This window comes from Pseudoalteromonas sp. UBA2102 (assembly GCF_002331165.1).
Taxonomy (GTDB): Bacteria; Pseudomonadota; Gammaproteobacteria; order Enterobacterales; family Alteromonadaceae; genus Pseudoalteromonas; species Pseudoalteromonas atlantica.
Genome location: NZ_DCYU01000009.1, coordinates 1 through 17,265, shown reverse-complemented (window position 1 = coordinate 17,265; position 17,265 = coordinate 1). Strand labels below are relative to the sequence as shown.

Here is a 17,265-nt window from a genome sequence, read left to right as displayed (position 1 = left end):
GGACGTGCTGCAACAATAATTAAATCAGAAGGCTGCATACCTGCTGTCATTTTATCTAAATCAGCATACCCAGTGCTTACACCGGTTACACCGTCTTGCGGCGACTGGTATAGCTCTTCGATTTTATCGACGGTTTTTTCAAGAATGTTATGAATGCTTTGCGGGCCTTCGGTACTTTTTGTACGTTGCTCAGCAATTTTAAATACTTTACTCTCGGCAAAGTCTAATAAGTCGTGGCTGGTGCGCCCTTCTGGGTTAAAACCAGCTTCGGCTATTTCATTAGCTACGCCAATCATTTCGCGTACTACCGCGCGCTCACGCACAATATTGGCGTATGCATCGATATTCGCAGCACTTGGGGTGTTTTTAGCTATTTCGGCCAAATACGCAAAACCACCAATGCCTGCTAGTTGGTTATTTTTTTCAAGACTTTCTGAAATTGTGATTAAATCTATCGGATCGCCCACTTCAGCAAGCGCGGTCATGGCTTCAAAAATAAGCTTATGGGTGCGGGTATAAAAGTCCTGCGCAACAACCAGCTCTGCTACGCGGTCAAAAGCTTGGTTATCAAGCATTAAGCCACCTAAAACAGATTGTTCAGCTTCTATTGAATGGGGAGGAACTTTAAGGGTATCGACTTGCTTATCTGGTTTGGCCATAACTTCACAGTACTAAAATTGAATGGCTCTATTCTATCGACTTGGCGGGGCTGTGCAAATAGCAAAGCAGGAAATCTTTTCCTGCTTTTTGTAATCATTAACGCTAATTAGCTTATTTAGTTCGCAGCTCAATGCGCCCGCTTATAGTATCCATTTCAACACTTGCGCTGCCACCATTGGCACTAAACTCTAAATCACTAGAGGGGCCATATTTAGCTTTAGTCACTTTATCGCTGGTAACTTTATTAATAATTTTACCGTTGGCGTGCGCTTTAATCTCAAACTGAGCCGACACGCTTTGCGGGAAGTAAAAATCAGCATCACCACTTACCGACTCATAGCGAACATCAGCCCCTTTTAGCAACTCACTGATGTGTATTTCAGCTTCGCCGTTTACAGTATTAATACGTAAGCTTTTTATGCTCGATAATGTAAAATCGATATCGCCATTTACGTTTTCTAATCGTACGTCGTTTGCGGTTGTGCTTGATTTAATATCGCCATTTACGGCGCTAAAGCGCAGCTCGCCACTTGATTGCCTATCGTTAATTTCACCGTTTACGGTTTCAAATTGAATATTGCCGCTTAAGTTCTGTGCGTTTACATCGCCATTTACGGTGCTTAATTTAACAGTGCCGCTAATGTCATTTACCGTAATTTCACCATTAACAACATCAACCTCAGCGCCTTTTTTAAGTGTTTTTGCAGTCACTGACACATTTACGCCAGCAAATTCTAAGCGACTGCTTTTTGGCATAAATACCGTTAAGTTAGAGCCATCTCCATTGTTACCCCATCCCAAATTGCGTGGCATTTTTACTATAAATTCGGTTTTATCGCCTGTCGTTTTAAGCTCAAACCCTTCGGCCTTGTCATCAAGCTCGCCGGAGACTTTAAATTCGTTTTTATCCCAGCCGGTTATGTTTACATCGCCACGTTGGTTTTCAATAAAAATAGTGCCGCCGCTTGGCACCTCTATTTGCTTATCTATTTTTTCGCCCGCTAAAACGCTCAGTGGTAATAGGCTCAGCCCAAGTAAAATTGCTTTCATATTATTCCCCTATATTTGCTGCCAACGCGGTGCATGCACCTTGTTAATTAAGTCGAGTTGTTGCTGGTAAACTTGCGCCAACATGGTCAGTAACGCCTGATTTTGTGGCTCGTTTTCAAGTGCCTGTTTAATTGCTTGCTCTGCTTCTTCAAGCTCTTGTAACTGTGCTTGCCAGTTATTGGTAAGTGCATCCTGGTTTTTGTACTGCACTAATAAACTTTGCTTTTGCGCTTTAAAATAATCGCTCATAGCAGCCACTTGGCTTGGCTCGTTATTGCTCATAAATATATTTATTGCTAATAACGCCGCTGCACTGCACGCAGCAATAGCGCTCAATTTAGGCCATAATGGCGCTTTAACAGCAAGTGGCTTAGCTGTAACAATGGCGTGCTCAATGCCCTGCCAAAGTGCTTTATTGGGCGCTATGTCTTTATTTAAACTGTTTAAAGACTCGTTTAAGTAGTCATCAAAATTTTGTTTACTCATACTCGTACCACTCTTGTAATAACTGCCTTGCACGATGATATTGCGACTTACTCGACCCCACTGCCATTCCCAATTGCTGGGCTATTTCTTCGTGGCGGTAGCCTTCAATAGCATATAAAACAAACACCATACGGGCGCGCTCTGGTAGGCGAACAATTAATTTATCTAACCCGTTTAATCCCTTACAACTTTGCGCGCTTTGCTCATCCATACCGCTTTGTTCTATGCTCACAACTTTGTTTAACCAGCTTTTGTGCTTGCGTACATAACTAATCGCAATGTTGCTTGCTACGCTATATAGCCAAGTAGAAAATTGTGAGCGCCCGTCAAACTGCGCTATTTTATGCCACACCTGTACAAACACCTCTTGGGCGGCATCTTCAGCGTGCGCTTCATCGGCCAATAAGCGCAAACATAAACCGTAAACACGCTTTATATGCAGCTCATATAATGCTTTATAAGCATTTTGATCCCCCGCTTTAACACGCTCAATGAGTGCAAGGTCGCATAGGGGCGTGTGCTCGGGTTTTGTGTGTAACATCCGTGATGTCGCCTTTTAATTATTTTTATTTAAAAACGTGTATTAATGAGTGTATTGATTACTAAGACGCAAAGACAGACAAGAAAGGTTTAAACTAATTATAAAAATAGTTAAATAATTTTATATAGAGCTATTAGATGGGTATTAAAGAGGAATTTTAGATACAAAAAAGCCGCGCTAAAAGCACGGCTTTTTGGGCTTAATTAAAAATTAAGCTTCAGCAATAACGATTACTTTAATAGTAGCTGTTACGTCTGAGTGTACTGCGATTGCAACGTCGAATTCGCCAGTTTCACGGATAGTACCGTGAGGTAAACGAACTTCTGATTTAGCAACTTCAACACCAACAGCTGAGATAGCGTCAGCGATGTCACGAGTACCGATTGAACCGAATAGCTTACCTTCGTCACCAGCTTTAGATACTAAAGTAACTTCTGCTAATGCTTCTAGTTTGTCAGCGCGTGCTTGTGCTGCAGTTAACTGTTCAGCGATTTTCGCTTCTAAGTCTGCGCGACGAGCATCAAACGTTTCAATGTTTGCTTTAGTTGCAGGAACTGCCTTACCTTGCGGGAAAAGGAAGTTACGTGCGAAGCCAGATTTAACAACAACCTGGTCACCTAGGCCACCTAGGTTAGCGATCTTATCTAGTAGAATAACTTGCATGTTTCTACACCTTTTAAAAACTGTTAATCCGCTGCTTACTTATGTAAGTCAGTGTATGGAAGAAGGGCTAAGTAGCGAGCACGCTTAATAGCAGTTGCTAGCTGGCGCTGGTATTTAGCGCTAGTACCTGTAATACGGCTAGGTACGATTTTGCCACTTTCTGTAACATAGTTTCTAAGAGTAGCTAGATCTTTGTAATCGATTTGTTGTACGCCTTCCGCTTTAAAGCGGCAGAACTTACGACGTCTGAAATAACGTGCCATGAGATTAATTCCTCAAATAATTCTTTCTATATGCTGAGCATGCAAAACCAATTGGCTAAGGCCGTTACGACCTTCGTGGCGATTTAAAAAACCACTCACTTGCAATGCCTGCCCAACGTGCAAATGTTGAGTCTGTTGTTGCATTTGCTTACCACTGGCAACAACCTGAAGCCTAACGTAACTATTACGGTTAAGATCTGCTTCGGTTTGCATCGATTTATGTTCTACAACAAAAATACAATGCGGTATGCCTGCAGGGCTTTGGCTAAACTTGGGTGTTTTACAAACAACCCCCGATATAACCAGCTGATTCATATATGGGCTAACCATTACACTAACTGCTGACTACGTGCCATGCTAGGACTCAAAACAATTAAGCAGCTGGTGCTTCTTTCTTCTCTTCTCTTGCAAGAGGAGACGCTTCAGTTACTGCATTTTTAGTACGCATAACTAAGTTACGAAGCACTGCATCGTTGTAGCGGAAAGTAGTTTCTAGCTCGCTGATTACTTCAGTAGGTGCTTCAACGTTCATAAGAACATAATGAGCTTTGTGAAGCTTGTTGATTGGGTAAGCCAGTTGACGACGGCCCCAGTCTTCAAGACGGTGGATAGTACCACCAGCTTCAGTGATAGAACCAGTATAACGTTCGATCATACCAGATACTTGCTCACTCTGATCAGGGTGAACCATGAATACGATTTCGTAATGACGCATGGATATTCCTTACGGTTAATAGAGCCTTCTACCGTTTCGGCCGGTCGGTTTAAGGCAAGGAATTAATAGTGTAAAAGCCGAAATGAGCGCGCATTTTACGCTTAGATGGATAATTAAGCAAGCAGGTTTTTTAAGCTTTGATAGATAAGTGTTAAAGCTATCAGCTATCAGCTATCAGCTATCAGCTATCAGCTATCAGCTATCAGCTATCAGCTATCAGCTATCAGCTATCAGCTATCAGGGTCATATTAATATGCATTCGCTTTACATCAACAAGCAGAATTACGATAAGTGCGTTGGGTTTGTGTGTAGACGCAAAGCTTGCTTACGTAAAAAGCGCAGCTTTTAATTACTTACCCCTTCCATTTGCGCCTAAAATATAAACATTTACTCAAACCCAAAGCCGTGCAATTATTAAGCAACACATTATTTAATAAGGATATTTATGAAGCTCTTACTATCATTTGTATTTGCACTTACTTTTAGTACCTCTTTTTTATGCCACGCAGACACTGCTACAACCGACATAACCGTTGGTAAAAAAGTCATTATACAATCAAAAATACTTAACGAAGACAGGCCTATCAGAATTTTCATACCTGACAATGTAAAAGACGATCAGCCGCTTTATGTTATTTATTTACTAGATGGTATTGAGCACTTTCATACGGCGTCAGGTGTTATAAAATCCTTAGTTGATTACGAGCAAATACCTAATGCCATGCTTGTTGGTATTGATACAACAAACCGCGTGCGTGATTACTTACCTAAAGTAGATGGTGAGCCGAAAACTGAGTTTCAAACCTTTGTAAAAAATAAATGGCCCGATGCTGGACAAACCGACAATTTTTTAAAGTTTGTGTCTGACGAGCTCATGCCCTACATAAATAGCAATTACTCAACTAACGGCTACAACACCTTAATTGGTCACTCTAATGCTGGTACATTAGCGCTTTACACTTTAGTTAATCAGCCTGCATTATTTAACAGCTACATAGCTATAAGCCCAAATAGTTGGTGGAGTGATGAAGAGTTAAAAAATAATATTGTTAAATACACTAAAAACCCTAAAGGCACTCAAGAGTTATTTATTAGTGTAGCGAGTGAAGGCGCACGTTTTTATACAGGCGCATTAAATACGTTAGTAAATTTAGAACAACAAATACCTACGCAGCTAAAATGGGAGTATAAGCATTACCCTACATTTACTCATATGGGCACTATACTGCCAGCCCTTAGCGATAGCCTAATTCACTTATTTAGTGACCTAATTTTTAACGTGACTGACGAGCACGGAAAGTTTGCCGATGTATCACTTATCACAGGTTACTACCAAGCACTGAGCGATAAGTACGGATTTGAGCTTAAAATTCCACAAGATGTATACGTAGAGTTTGCCCACAGCCAGCAAAAGTTTGATAACACTAAAAAAGCGATAACTACACTTAAACACTTTACTCGTGATTACCCTAATGCTGCTTACTCCCATATGCGGTTATCGCAAGGGTACACGGCTGACAAACAATTTAAGAAGGCTGTTACCAGTATGAAACACGCACTAAAACTTGCTAAACAAAATTCGCGCGACCCACTGTTAATTGATGCACTACAAGATATGGTGAATGAAGCCCAAGCCAATTTGTAACTGATTTAACGCAAAGCGCTTTTTAACTAACGATAGTAATTACGCGCTACGCTCGTCGCGTCAGCAAGCTAAATGCCTACAGGTAAAATTAAGCTCAGTGTTAAACTTTGCATGTAGACGCTGAGCTTGCTCGCGTGAAAAGCGCAGCTTTTAATCTGTTTAAAGCCACTTAAAAACAAAAAACCGATGTTTAAACTAAACATCGGTTTTTCTTTACTGAAAGCTGATAGCTAAAAACTAACCACTTTACTTTATACGTTGGGTTTCGCTTCGCTCTTCCCAACCTACGTTATTTGCCTATAGCTTCTTTGGCGAATAGGTGTTTTATTGGGCCTAGGTTATCAACGAGTGACAGCCCAACTCCACGTATCAGCTTTTTAACTGGGTTGGCACCTTCAAATAACTCTTTAAGCCCTTGCATCATGGCTATGTGCTTTTGCGCGTCGAGCTTGCGGGTGCGCTCGTAATCGCGAAGTGTGCGGGTACTCGCAAACTCTTTACTATCACTTGTCAGTAGCTCAATTAAATACGCGGCGTCTTTTAGGCCTAGGTTCATACCAAGCCCTGCAAGTGGGTGAATGGTGTGGGCTGCATCGCCCATTAATACCACTTTTCCGCTCACCCATTGCTGGGCGTAGCGCATTTTAAGTGGAAATGCTGCGCGTTTACTTTGCACTTCACACAGCCCGCATTGGCCATCTATGGCTGCCATTACAGCTTTATTAAAAGTAGTGTCGTCCATTGCTAGCAATTCATCGCAATGATTAGGGCTGGTAGACCACACAATAGAATGGATGTTGTCATCGCTAAGGGGTAAAAAAGCCAGTGGCCCAGTTGGTAAAAACACTTGGCGTGCGGTGTTTGCGTGTGGCTCTTTGGTTTTAACCGTAGCAACCAATGCATGATGGTCGTAATCTTTAAAGCTTAGCGCCATATTAAATTGTTTACGAATAGCCGAATTTGCGCCATCGGCCGCCACCAGCAGCTTAGCAATAATAGGCTCACCGCTTTTAAGGGTTATAAATACGTCGGACTCACTTTGGTGTATTTGTTGATACTCAGTATCAAACATCAGTGTGGCAGTGGGGTGTTGCTCTAGCTCTTTTATAAGTGCAAAACGAATAATATCGTTTTCAACTATATGGCCTAAGTGTTCAAGCTCAAGTTGCTCGTTATTAAAGGTTATTTTACCAAAGCTGTCGGCATCGCGTACGTCCATATGCGTATATGCACACGCTCGCTCTGCCATTATGTGTGGCCATACGTTTAATTGCTCAAACAGGTTTTGGCTTGCAATACTCAGCGCACTTACGCGCAAGGCATATTCATCACTTGGCGGTAATTGCTTTGGTGCGGCGTCTAGCACCACAACACTTACATTGGCTTTAGCGAGTCCTAACGCGAGGGTTAAGCCTACGCAGCCACCACCCACTATACAAACCTGTGCTTGCTTCATAAACGTGTACCTTGTTTAACTTGCCCCATTAGCTGCTTGGCCAATGGCGCTTTTAATGCGGGAAATAAATCCATTGAGAAAAGCCCAATGCTGCGCCCAAGCGCTAATACCCGTGACGAGTTTGAAAAAAGCCTAACCAGTGCATCGGTTAAACTCATTACGGTATTTATATCGCTGCTACGCTTTTGTGAATACTCACGGGTAAACGCATAACTGCCTAACTCGTATTTACTTGTTGCAATTAAATTACTAAGTACTTGTACATCACGCAGGCCTAAATTAAAGCCCTGCCCTGCAATGGGGTGAATAGCATGAGCAGCGTTACCAATGACTACCGTACGATGCGCCGTTAATGATTCAGCTTGGCCATATACTAGCGGGTAGCTTGTGCGTGTGCCCACTTTTGTAAATTGCCCTGCCCGGTAACCAAATGCACTTTGCAGTGCGTTTAAAAAATCATTTTCGTTTAAGGCTGTATGCTGCTCAACGTGCTGTTGCTTCATGCACCACACTAATGAATAACGGCTATTGCTCATTGGTAAAAGCGCCATAGGGCCGTGCTCGGTAAAGCGCTCATACGCATGGTTGTTATGCCCGCCTGCTACTTCAACATTGGCTATAATAGCGCCTTGCTCATAGGGCTGAGTATTAAAGCCTAAACCCAGTAAGTTACGGGTTGGAGATTGCGCACCATCGGCAATAACCAGTAGCTTAGTATTAAGTTGCTCGCCGCTTTGTAAAGTAACCTCATTACTGTTTAGGCTTTGCTTGATAGCGCTTACGCTATCGGGGCAATAAAGTGCAATACTCGCTTGCGTTAAACGCTGATACAGTGCGCGGCCAAACGGGTTTACCTCAACCACGTAACCTAATGACGGTTTAGCAAACTCGTCGCAACTAATATGTGCTTTACCAAAGTGACCACGATCCGACACGCTTACTTTTTTTATTGCTGCTGTGTATGGCGCACTTGGCTCAAATAAATTTAACTGCTGTAAATACTCAACCGACTGCTGTGCAAGGGCAATACTTCTGTCGTCAAAACTTGGATGGTAATCGGCCGTTACTTGGTTTGCTTCTACTACCGCAATAGCGAGTGAAGGGTTTGTTTTAGCAATGCTTAGCGCACAACTTGCCCCTGCAAGCCCGCCCCCAATAACAACGACATCAAACTGCTTAGCCACTTTATTTCTCCAAGCTTATGCGCTTTTTGCACTTTGCATAAGTGCTTCTATATCGTTTATGGTTTTAGGTACGCTCAGGGTGAGGTTTTCATGCCCTGACTCAGTAATAAGTAAATTATCTTCGATACGAATACCAATGCCTTTATATTGCTGCGGTGCGTTTGAATCTTCACTAATGTAAAGCCCAGGCTCTATGGTTAACACCATGCCTGGCTCAAATGCGCGCTCAACGTTGTTTTGTTTGTAATCGCCTACATCGTGAACATCAAGGCCTAACCAGTGGCCAAGGCCGTGCATGTAATATTCTTTACAGGCACCTTTTGCCATTAACTCATCAAAGTCGCCGGTTAAAATACCTAAATCAAGTAAACCTTGAGTCATTACTTCCATTGCACGTTTATTGGCATGCGACATAAACCCGCCGGGTTTAACTTCTTCAAAGGCCACTTCTTGCGCTTTAAGTACAATGTTATAAAGCGCGGCTTGAGGTTCGCTAAACTTGCCATTTACAGGAAAGGTACGCGTAATATCGGCAGCGTAACCTTGTAACTCACACCCTGAGTCAATTAATACTAGGTCGCCATCTTTTAGCACATCGCTATTTTGCGTGTAGTGCAAAATATTAGCGTTATCGCCACTGCCTACAATGGTGCCGTACGCTGGATGCGGCGCTCCGTTCATTGCATAATGATGATGCAGCTCTGCCTCTAGCTGAAACTCAGTAGCACCAGGGTGCGAATAACGCATTGCGCGCATATGCCCACGGGCACTTATTTCGCAGCCTTCACGCATAATGTTTACTTCGCTTGGCGATTTAAACAAGCGCATTTCGTGAATAAGACCACGCACATCTTTTATAGTGCTCGGTGCCTGATAGCCTTTTTTAGGCGCGCTGCGAAGTGTGTTTAACAAGGTAAATACTTTGGTATCAAAACTTGGGTAAGCGCCTTGTGCATAAAATAAAATCTGCTGACCGTTAACCAAATCTAATAATTGTTCAGTTAGCTCACTTAATGCGTAAGTTTCGTCGAATAAGTACTCATTTTTAGCTTTTTCGAAGCCAATTCTGCGGCCGTGCCAAATTTCGGCCAGTTTATCTTTATCAAGACAAAATAACGTACTTGGCGTATCGCTGTTATTACACAGCACTAAAACGGCATCGGGTTCGTTAAAGCCGGTTAAGTAAAAAAAGTCGCTGTCTTGTCTAAATGCATATTCCGTATCGCGGCTACGAGTTACTTCACTGGCCGCAGGTATAATGGCTACACTATTTGCATCCATTTTCGCAAGTAAACGCTCACGGCGTGCTTTAAATTCTGACTTTTGTATTTCAACCATGCTTTAACAACCCGTTTTATTTAGATTAATGTAGTGTTTTTTTAGGTGCTTTTTCTTTGCCAAGCTCGGCAAAACAAAGCAATGCCGATACACGTACATATTCAATCACTTCATGCAGGGCTTGGCTGTCTTCTTCGGTTTCGTCAAACATGGTATCTAGGCGTGTAATTTCGCTAAAATCGCTAATAACTTCTTTTACATCTGCCGATAACTTACCGTAATCTTTTTGTTTTAAACCAAATCCAAGCATAAACCCTGCAACCCATGATACGAGACCATTGGCTTGATCGATGAGTGTTTCATCATCGCTTGGTAAAAATAAATCGAACGCAAAAGCTTCATCGTTAAAACTTGCTACCACTTGCTTATAAATGGTGCCAAAAAACTGCTTTAGGTCGTTGCTAAACGCTTGGCCATCATTAAATACATCACTTAATAGGCCTAAGTATTCTTTGTCATCAATACTTAAACCACACGCTAGTAATCCACTAATTACGCCGTGCGCTTCTGCCGGTGAGACAAAAATTTCGTTTTTTTCTAAAAGCAGCTGGGCTTTTTGGTAATCTGGTAAGTCGCTCATGTTTATATCTTCGCTTTGCTAGTTAAGGCAATGCTACCACTCGATAAAAAGCAACTCCAATTAATTGTATGATCCTGCTCAAAAAGTAGCATGATAAGTAAATAGCGAGTTACCAGCGGGCAAAAACTGCTCGAACGGTTCAATTTTTTACGTTTGGGGTTTAAGGAATGGATTATGTCTTATATACTGAACTTGTTCCCTGGGGTGCCGGAGTTTGGTTAAGTCCCTGAGCCGATAAATTTTATACCAGGATTTCTGTTCGTCTACTATTGTGCAAGCTCGGCATGTACCGAGAAGCCTACGGTAGACCGCAGCTTTCCGCCCTGAAACCTTCTGGTTTCAGGACTGACGCCGGACACCGCACGCTTGGGGAACACTTTTCTTATTTTTCTGTTTTTGCATTTTTTGCTACTCCCCTGTTTTTAAATACCCTTTATTACCTTTATAAATTTTTAGCAAAAAAAAAGCTGCAATTGATATTAATCAACCACAGCTTAGTCCTAGAACACATTTCGTTATTTATCTAAACCAGCTTTGAAAACGCTCCATCAGCATATAGTTTACTGGCACTAATATAAGCGTAATAAACGTAGCAAACACAATACCAAAGCCAAGGCTTACTGCCATTGGAATTAAAAACTGTGCTTGTGTCGCCTTTTCAAATAGTAGCGGCATTAAACCAATAAAGGTGGTTAAACTTGTGAGCATTACTGGGCGAAAACGTGCAGCCCCTGCAAGTTTAACCGCATCAATAATTTTGCCGCCTTCACTGCGTTTTTTATTAATAAAGTCGACCAACACAAGTGAATCGTTAACCACCACACCAATAAGTGCCAACATACCAAGTAAGCTCATAATGGTTAACTCCATCCCCATAACCCAGTGCCCTATTACAGCGCCTATCATGCCAAACGGAATAACGCTCATTACAATAATTGGCTGCATGTACGATTTAAGCGGTATCGCTAATAGTGAGTAAATAATAAAAAATACAAATAACAATGCCCAAGCGAGCGAGCCAAACGACTCTCTTTGCTCTTTAGCTTCACCTTCTAGCTTGTAATCAACACCTGGGTATTGCTGCATTAATTCATCTAAATACTCAGTTAGGTCGGCTTGCAGCGCGGTCATGTTGGTATTGCTTTTTTCTATGTCGGCAGTTACGTTAAGTGTGCGGTAGCGGTCTATTCGATTAATCGTAGATGGGCTTTGCCCTGCTATTAATGTGGCTACATGAGAAAGTGGCACCGAGCCGCCCGTAGGCGTAGTAATAAGTATATTTTGTAAGTCGGCTACAGAGCGGCGCTCTTCAATAGGTAGGCGTACCATAACGCGCACATCGTCACGCCCGCGTTGAATACGCTGCACCTGCGAGCCAAAAAACGAGTTACGTACTTGGTTTGCTACATCAACTCGGTTTAAGCCTAAAGCAAAGCCTTGCTCAGTAAGCTCTATTTGCAACTCTTCTTTACCATCAGACATGCTATCGGCAATATCAAATACGGTTGGGTAAGTACTTAAGCGCGCTTTAACGCTTTCGGCAATTTTTTGTAACGTATCGAGCGATGTACCACTTAGCTGCACATCTATAGGGTCTGAGCTGCGTCCTATTTCGGCCCTAAAGGTTACGCTTTCGGCGCCAGGAATAATCCCTATTAAATCGCGCCACTCACTTACCAGCTCACGTGAGCCAATGTCTGAGTCGCGGCTCTCTGCAGGGGTTATTTCAAAGCGCACACTGCCTGAGTTAGACACGCCACCACGCCCACCGGTTGAGGCTAAAATATTTAATATAACGCTTTCGCCGGTATCTTCATCGCGGTATTTGTCTTGCAATAACTGCGCTTTTTGCGACATATCCATTACATACTTATTGGTAACTTCAAACGGCGTGCCTGTTGGCAAGGTTAATGTTACTCGTACGGTTTCGCTTGGGATACGCGGAAAAAATACAAACTTAGTCCAACCACTAGTTATTAAAGTTAAAATTATAAAAAACACGCCAACAAACAAACTCACCGTCGCTAATTTATAGCGCAATGCTTTAGCTAAAATAGGCTGATAGTATTTTAAAATAGCGCTTTCAAATCCGTCTGCAAAACGCTGCTGAAGTACTTCAAGCTTTGATGATTTTGTTTTTTGATTACGTAGTTTTATGTACTTTAAATGAGCTGGCAGCACAAACTTAGACTCAATTAACGAGAACAGTAATACCGGAATAACCACCACCGGAATTTGTGCAAATAAGGCACCCCGTGCGCCTTCAATAAACGCTAAAGGTAAAAAGGCCGCTACGGTTGTTAGTACCCCAAAGGTAACTGGTGTTGCAACTTCTTGCGTGCCTAAAATGGCAGCTTGTTCGCCCGACTCTGCGGTTTTTAAATGAGTATAAACGTTCTCCCCCGTTACTATGGCGTCATCCACCACAATACCCAGTACTAAAATAAAGCCAAATAAGCTCATAATATTAAGGGTTACACCAAAAATAGGCATCGCAATAAATGCGCCCATAAACGAAACCGGAATACCAATAAACACCCAAAATGCGATGGCTGGGCGTAAAAATAGGGTTAGCAAAGCCAGTACTAAAATGCCCCCTTGTAGGGCACTGCTGGTTAGCGTAGCAATACGGCTTTTTACAACTTGAGAGTCGTCATCCCAGTAACTTAATTCAAAACCTTGTGGTAAGGAGCTTTGCTTGGACTCTATGTAGTTTTTTACATCATCTGCGACATCTATCGCACTTTGCGGCCCTATGCGGTATACATCTATAAAGGCGGCTTGTTTACCATTAAAGCGTGTACGTACTGGGGTCTCTTCAAAGTCATCATTAATGCTTGCTATATCACCTAAGCGTATTACTGTACCGTCGCTTTGATTTTTAACTACAATGTTAGCAAATTCATCTTTTCGGTAAGCTTGCCCTTTTGAGCTTATAAGTACATCGCCCCCTTCTGTTTTTAAATTACCAGCCGAAATATCAGAGCTCGACTTAGCCACAGCGGTAGATATTTGCGCAAGGGTTAAGTTGTATTGGCGAAGTGTATCTTGACTTACTTCTATGGCGAGCTCGTAATCGCGTACACCACTTAGCTCAACCTGCGTAACATTAGGAAGGCGTAAAATATCGTCGCGTACTTGCTCGGCGTATTCTAAGGTTTCTTTTTCACCGTAATCGCTCGCTACAGTAACAGCTATTACTTCGCGTTTTCGTTCGGCAAGCGCCACAATAGGCTTTTCAGCATCGGCCGGAAAAGTGTTTATAGCATCTACACGGCTTTTTATATCGGCTAATAACTCGCGCGGGTCGTAGCCACTTTCTACTTCTATGGTCACCGACGCAGAGCCCTCTGATGAGCGGCTAGAAATTTGCTCTATACCTTCTAAATCTTGAACGGCTTCTTCTATTCGAATGGTAACCCCTTGCTCTACATCCTCAGGGGTTGAGCCGCGCAAAGTAACGCTTACACTTATGCGATCTGTTTCAAACGATGGAAACACCTCAAGCGGTATTTGACTCGATAAACTAAATAAACCCGATAGCAGTAACGTAATAAGCAATAAATTGGCTGCTACATGGTTTTTTGTAAACCAAGCAATCATGGCTTATCTCCTTGTGCAGCGCGGCGTTTTTGTATTAGCTCTTCAACACTAATTCCCATTTCTTGCGCTTTTTTTTCTAGCTGCTCACGCGATGGACGCTTACCTTTGCCTGCGCCATTTGGGCCTTTTGCTCGCATATTTTGCGTATCGGTTTCGCCTAAAATGCTTACCGCTGTGCCTGAACTTACTTGCCCAAGCGGTGTAATTACTAACTTATCGCCTGCATTAAGGCCTGTTTTTACCATAGCTTGTGTAGCATTTTGCCATGCAAGCGTAATGTTTTTACGCTTTAGCAGCCCCTCTTCAACCACATACACGTAGCTGCCTTGGTAAATAGTACTATTAGGGATTATTAACGCATCAGGCACTGTTTTACCGCTAATTTGCGCAGTGATGTATTGCCCAATTTTAATTGGGTATTGGTTATTAGCCGTGGCTTTGTAAGGGTCATTTATTTGCGCAACAATATACAATTGCTGTGCACCTTCATCGATAGCGCCTTCAGTACGTATTATTTGCCCTTGCCATGTTTGCTCGCCCACTAAGTCAGATTTAAACTTAACGAGTGAGCCGGCTTGGTTTTTACTGCCATCTCTGTATTGCTCTGGCAAACTAATATACGAAAGGTCTTTATTTTTAATTGGTAAGCGCACTTCAACGCTGTCTATGGCATAAATAGTCGCAAGTTCTGTGTTTTCGCTTACCACTTGGCCAAGGTCTACATTACGACTAAGCACACGCCCAGCGTAAGGCGCAGTAATTTGGGTGCGCTCTAAATCAAGCTGTGCTTTTTCAAGTGCGGCTTGTGCTGAAAGTACTTGTGCTTGTGCAGCCGCTAGTTGGGGCTCGCGAAGTACTAAGCTGCTCGCTTGCGATGAGCCACCTAAACGCTTCCAATCAGTAATTGCTTGTTGGCCGCGGGCTTTTTCTTCTAACAAACTTTGCTCTGCAGTAAGTAATGCTGCCTGCGCCGATTTAACCTCAGCTTGATGATCTCTATCGTCAAGCTGTAGCAGTACATCGCCTTTTTCAAAAAAACCGCCCTCTCTAAAATCATCACTTACTTTATTAATTTGCCCAGATGCTTGAGCAACTAACAAACTTTGAGTACGCGGCTTTACCGTGCCATAGCTATCGATAAAAATTAAGTAATCTTGTGGCTCAATCTTTTTTACCGATACGCTCACCGTGGCTTTAGGAGGTGAGCCAAAACGTTTTGCTTCAGGTGGATTACCCTTAATAAACATAACAATTAAAATGGTGGCCACCACCACTACGGCTGGGATTAAAAGTTTTGCTGATTTAGTTTTCATCGTTATTGCTCTTAGGTTCGCTTGTTGGGGCGTTAAAATCGCCGCCAAGGGCAACGTATAGGTTTATTCGGTTAGCAATTAGCTGGTTTTTTGTTTCAATGAGTGAGCTTTGCGCATCAAAAGAGCGCGACTGGGCATCAAGCACTGTAGTGTAAGTTACTAAGCCGCTTTGGTACTGCTCAAACGAGAGTTGCTCTGCTGCAAGGGCGTTTTCTTGCGCCTCTAGCGTGCTTTTATAACTGGCTTGCAAGGATTGCTGCTGAGTAATTGCGTTTTCAACATCGCTGAATGCATCGTACAAGGTATCTAAATATGCTTGTTCTTGTTTTTGTGCATTTAAGCGTGCTATTTCTTCATTTGCTTTTAGCTGGCCACCATTGAATATTGGCGCAGAAATACTGCCTAATAAAGACCACGCTAAGCTTGACGGCGAGAATAAATCGCTCACTCTATCGGTGCTATCACTCACGCTTGCTGATAAGTTTAAACTAGGGAAGCGCTGTTTATGTGCATAGGCTAGGCCTGCATCGCTTGCTAATAACTGGTACCAGCTTGCGCGCAAATGAGGCTTGCGTGTAATTAGCTCAGAGGGGATACCGGTATTAATTGGCGAAAGAAAAACTGGCAGTTCAACCTCTGCTGATATATCGCCTTTGGGGTAGCCGCCTAATAAGCGCTCTAAAGAACGCGACGCGCTTACAAGCGTGGCTTGTTGATTAGCAATACGCGTACGCTCGTTATTAAGCTCATTACGGGCTAAATATACATCGAGTGCTTCATTAATACCTTGGCGGTAGCCCGATTCAATAATATCTAAGTTTTGCTGTGCGTTTTCTTCTCGGCGTTTATATAAATCGAGTAACTGCTGGGCGGTTACTAAATCAAACCAGCCAGTGACAACATCGGCCACCAATTGCTGCTTAGCTTGCTCAAAACTAGCTTGTTGCGCTAAGTAGTTTAGGTTGGCTTGGCGTTTAGCATCAGATAACTTACCCCACACATCTACTTCATAGCTTAGCTCTAGCGTGACAGAGCTGGCATTATCATAACTTACAGGTCTATTGTCTTTACTGCGCCTAGTTTGCGCAGATAAATCAAGATCGGGCCAAAGCGCAGAGCCTGAAATTATTAATTGCTGCTTTTGTATTTGTACATCATAGGCACTTTGCAACAAGGCCTGATTATTATTAAGTGCCTTATTAACAAGATTTTCAATGTAAGGGTTTTCTAAGGTTTGCAGCCATTGCTGATCTACTGCAAGTGCATTTTGTGCTAAACCATGTTGCCATGTCGCTGCAATGTCGCTGGGTGCTTGCTCGCGCTGCTGAGGGTTTAGCGTACCCGCACAGCCGCTCAACAATACCAAGCTAAGAGCCAATAAAGTTGGCTTAGTTTGCCAAATCATAGTTAACCTAAATTACTGCCATTTATGAATGTAATTCAAGCACTTTGGCAAATTTTGCTCAACTTACTTTACATAACATTACATACGTTGCGATGAATTAACATAATAGTCAGTTATTATAAAAAGCGGCAGGGAATTTGGAGGGTATTTATACAAAAAAGCAAATAGCGTGTAATACACTATTTGCTAAATGGGATAAGTAATGTTGTTAAACACAAGCCTTTAAATTTCTTTAACGAAGCTCATATATTGCTGCATATCGCCAACAACTGCTTGCGCTAATAATTCGCTTGTTTTTACTGCGTACGGCTGTTTAAAGTGAATATCCCACAACGCAGATTCACTGCGCCAATGTTCATAAAC

The 17,265-nt window shown here is 42.5% G+C and carries 15 protein-coding genes, 1 other RNA gene and 1 pseudogene; 2 read left to right on the top strand and 15 right to left on the bottom strand.

Annotated features, from left to right (window positions below; genetic code table 11):
- The 8 genes and pseudogenes from B2R65_RS00715 to rpsF form a co-directional block, all read right to left on the bottom strand.
- Positions 1-608: pseudogene (locus tag B2R65_RS00715) on the bottom strand (DnaB-like helicase N-terminal domain-containing protein); the annotation flags it as partial.
- A gap of 163 nt (positions 609-771) precedes the next feature.
- Positions 772-1,710: a DUF4097 family beta strand repeat-containing protein gene (locus B2R65_RS00710; protein ID WP_273608208.1), complete on the bottom strand. Its 939-nt coding sequence runs from the start codon at positions 1,708-1,710 to the stop codon at positions 772-774.
- A gap of 9 nt (positions 1,711-1,719) precedes the next feature.
- A complete protein-coding gene (locus tag B2R65_RS00705) occupies positions 1,720-2,196 on the bottom strand; it encodes a hypothetical protein (protein WP_273608206.1) in 477 nt (158 codons plus the stop codon).
- On the bottom strand, positions 2,189-2,737 hold the full coding sequence (locus tag B2R65_RS00700; protein WP_004588458.1) for an RNA polymerase sigma factor: 549 nt from the start codon (positions 2,735-2,737) through the stop codon (positions 2,189-2,191). Before B2R65_RS00700 ends, B2R65_RS00705 begins: the two co-directional genes overlap by 8 nt.
- A 210-nt stretch (positions 2,738-2,947) precedes the next feature.
- Complete coding sequence (gene rplI / locus B2R65_RS00695) at positions 2,948-3,400, bottom strand: 50S ribosomal protein L9 (RefSeq protein WP_004588457.1); 453 nt, start codon at positions 3,398-3,400, stop codon at positions 2,948-2,950.
- 35 nt (positions 3,401-3,435) lie between these two features.
- Positions 3,436-3,663, bottom strand: coding sequence for a 30S ribosomal protein S18 (rpsR, locus tag B2R65_RS00690; RefSeq protein ID WP_002962753.1), 228 nt, complete (start codon positions 3,661-3,663; stop codon positions 3,436-3,438).
- A gap of 12 nt (positions 3,664-3,675) precedes the next feature.
- Positions 3,676-3,993, bottom strand: a complete 318-nt coding sequence (priB, locus tag B2R65_RS00685; protein WP_004588456.1) for a primosomal replication protein N — start codon at positions 3,991-3,993, stop codon at positions 3,676-3,678.
- A 43-nt stretch (positions 3,994-4,036) separates the two neighbouring features.
- A complete protein-coding gene (gene rpsF, locus B2R65_RS00680; protein WP_004588455.1) occupies positions 4,037-4,378 on the bottom strand; it encodes a 30S ribosomal protein S6 in 342 nt (113 codons plus the stop codon).
- Between the two features lie 445 nt (positions 4,379-4,823).
- Here rpsF and B2R65_RS00675 point away from each other — a divergent pair, with 445 nt between their 5' ends.
- On the top strand, positions 4,824-6,023 hold the full coding sequence (locus tag B2R65_RS00675) for an alpha/beta hydrolase-fold protein (protein WP_286740119.1): 1,200 nt from the start codon (positions 4,824-4,826) through the stop codon (positions 6,021-6,023).
- 289 nt (positions 6,024-6,312) lie between these two features.
- On the opposite strand, the gene B2R65_RS00670 is transcribed toward B2R65_RS00675, so the two are convergent.
- From B2R65_RS00670 to B2R65_RS00655, 4 genes are read right to left on the bottom strand one after another with little or no spacing between them, the layout of a single operon-like run.
- Entirely contained in the window at positions 6,313-7,479 is a 1,167-nt protein-coding gene (locus B2R65_RS00670) for an FAD-dependent monooxygenase (protein WP_286740117.1), read from the bottom strand.
- Entirely contained in the window at positions 7,476-8,663 is a 1,188-nt protein-coding gene (ubiH, locus tag B2R65_RS00665; protein WP_286740116.1) for a 2-octaprenyl-6-methoxyphenyl hydroxylase, read from the bottom strand. Before ubiH ends, B2R65_RS00670 begins: the two co-directional genes overlap by 4 nt.
- Before the next feature lie 15 nt (positions 8,664-8,678).
- Positions 8,679-10,001: a Xaa-Pro aminopeptidase gene (pepP, locus tag B2R65_RS00660; protein ID WP_004589600.1), complete on the bottom strand. Its 1,323-nt coding sequence runs from the start codon at positions 9,999-10,001 to the stop codon at positions 8,679-8,681.
- A gap of 25 nt (positions 10,002-10,026) precedes the next feature.
- Positions 10,027-10,581 carry a UPF0149 family protein gene (locus tag B2R65_RS00655; protein ID WP_004589599.1) on the bottom strand — a complete coding sequence of 185 codons (555 nt, stop codon included), beginning with the start codon at positions 10,579-10,581 and terminating at the stop codon, positions 10,027-10,029.
- A 193-nt stretch (positions 10,582-10,774) separates the two neighbouring features.
- Here B2R65_RS00655 and ssrS point away from each other — a divergent pair.
- A non-coding RNA gene (gene ssrS, locus B2R65_RS00650) (6S RNA) lies at positions 10,775-10,958 on the top strand.
- A gap of 142 nt (positions 10,959-11,100) precedes the next feature.
- Here ssrS and B2R65_RS00645 read toward each other — a convergent pair.
- The 3 genes from B2R65_RS00645 to B2R65_RS00635 are packed head-to-tail and all read right to left on the bottom strand — an operon-like array spanning position 11,101 to position 16,902.
- Entirely contained in the window at positions 11,101-14,184 is a 3,084-nt protein-coding gene (locus tag B2R65_RS00645) for an efflux RND transporter permease subunit (RefSeq protein ID WP_054983838.1), read from the bottom strand.
- Positions 14,181-15,497, bottom strand: coding sequence for an efflux RND transporter periplasmic adaptor subunit (locus B2R65_RS00640; RefSeq protein ID WP_248452333.1), 1,317 nt, complete (start codon positions 15,495-15,497; stop codon positions 14,181-14,183). The genes B2R65_RS00645 and B2R65_RS00640 overlap by 4 nt, the downstream gene beginning before the upstream one ends.
- Positions 15,487-16,902, bottom strand: coding sequence for a TolC family protein (locus B2R65_RS00635; protein WP_286740105.1), 1,416 nt, complete (start codon positions 16,900-16,902; stop codon positions 15,487-15,489). Before B2R65_RS00635 ends, B2R65_RS00640 begins: the two co-directional genes overlap by 11 nt.
- Positions 16,903-17,265 lie beyond the last annotated feature (363 nt).

Bases quoted from the DNA above. Each gene is read 5' to 3' on its own strand.
- B2R65_RS00675 (WP_286740119.1), top strand. From the start codon at position 4,824: ATGAAGCTCTTACTATCATTTGTATTTGCACTTACTTTTAGTACCTCT.
- B2R65_RS00655 (WP_004589599.1), bottom strand. From the start codon at position 10,581: ATGAGCGACTTACCAGATTACCAAAAAGCCCAGCTGCTTTTAGAAAAA.
- pepP (WP_004589600.1), bottom strand. From the start codon at position 10,001: ATGGTTGAAATACAAAAGTCAGAATTTAAAGCACGCCGTGAGCGTTTA.
- B2R65_RS00705 (WP_273608206.1), bottom strand. From the start codon at position 2,196: ATGAGTAAACAAAATTTTGATGACTACTTAAACGAGTCTTTAAACAGT.
- priB (WP_004588456.1), bottom strand. From the start codon at position 3,993: ATGGTTAGCCCATATATGAATCAGCTGGTTATATCGGGGGTTGTTTGT.
- B2R65_RS00700 (WP_004588458.1), bottom strand. From the start codon at position 2,737: ATGTTACACACAAAACCCGAGCACACGCCCCTATGCGACCTTGCACTC.
- rplI (WP_004588457.1), bottom strand. From the start codon at position 3,400: ATGCAAGTTATTCTACTAGATAAGATCGCTAACCTAGGTGGCCTAGGT.
- rpsR (WP_002962753.1), bottom strand. From the start codon at position 3,663: ATGGCACGTTATTTCAGACGTCGTAAGTTCTGCCGCTTTAAAGCGGAA.
- B2R65_RS00635 (WP_286740105.1), bottom strand. From the start codon at position 16,902: ATGATTTGGCAAACTAAGCCAACTTTATTGGCTCTTAGCTTGGTATTG.
- B2R65_RS00670 (WP_286740117.1), bottom strand. From the start codon at position 7,479: ATGAAGCAAGCACAGGTTTGTATAGTGGGTGGTGGCTGCGTAGGCTTA.
- rpsF (WP_004588455.1), bottom strand. From the start codon at position 4,378: ATGCGTCATTACGAAATCGTATTCATGGTTCACCCTGATCAGAGTGAG.
- B2R65_RS00645 (WP_054983838.1), bottom strand. From the start codon at position 14,184: ATGATTGCTTGGTTTACAAAAAACCATGTAGCAGCCAATTTATTGCTT.
- B2R65_RS00710 (WP_273608208.1), bottom strand. From the start codon at position 1,710: ATGAAAGCAATTTTACTTGGGCTGAGCCTATTACCACTGAGCGTTTTA.
- B2R65_RS00640 (WP_248452333.1), bottom strand. From the start codon at position 15,497: ATGAAAACTAAATCAGCAAAACTTTTAATCCCAGCCGTAGTGGTGGTG.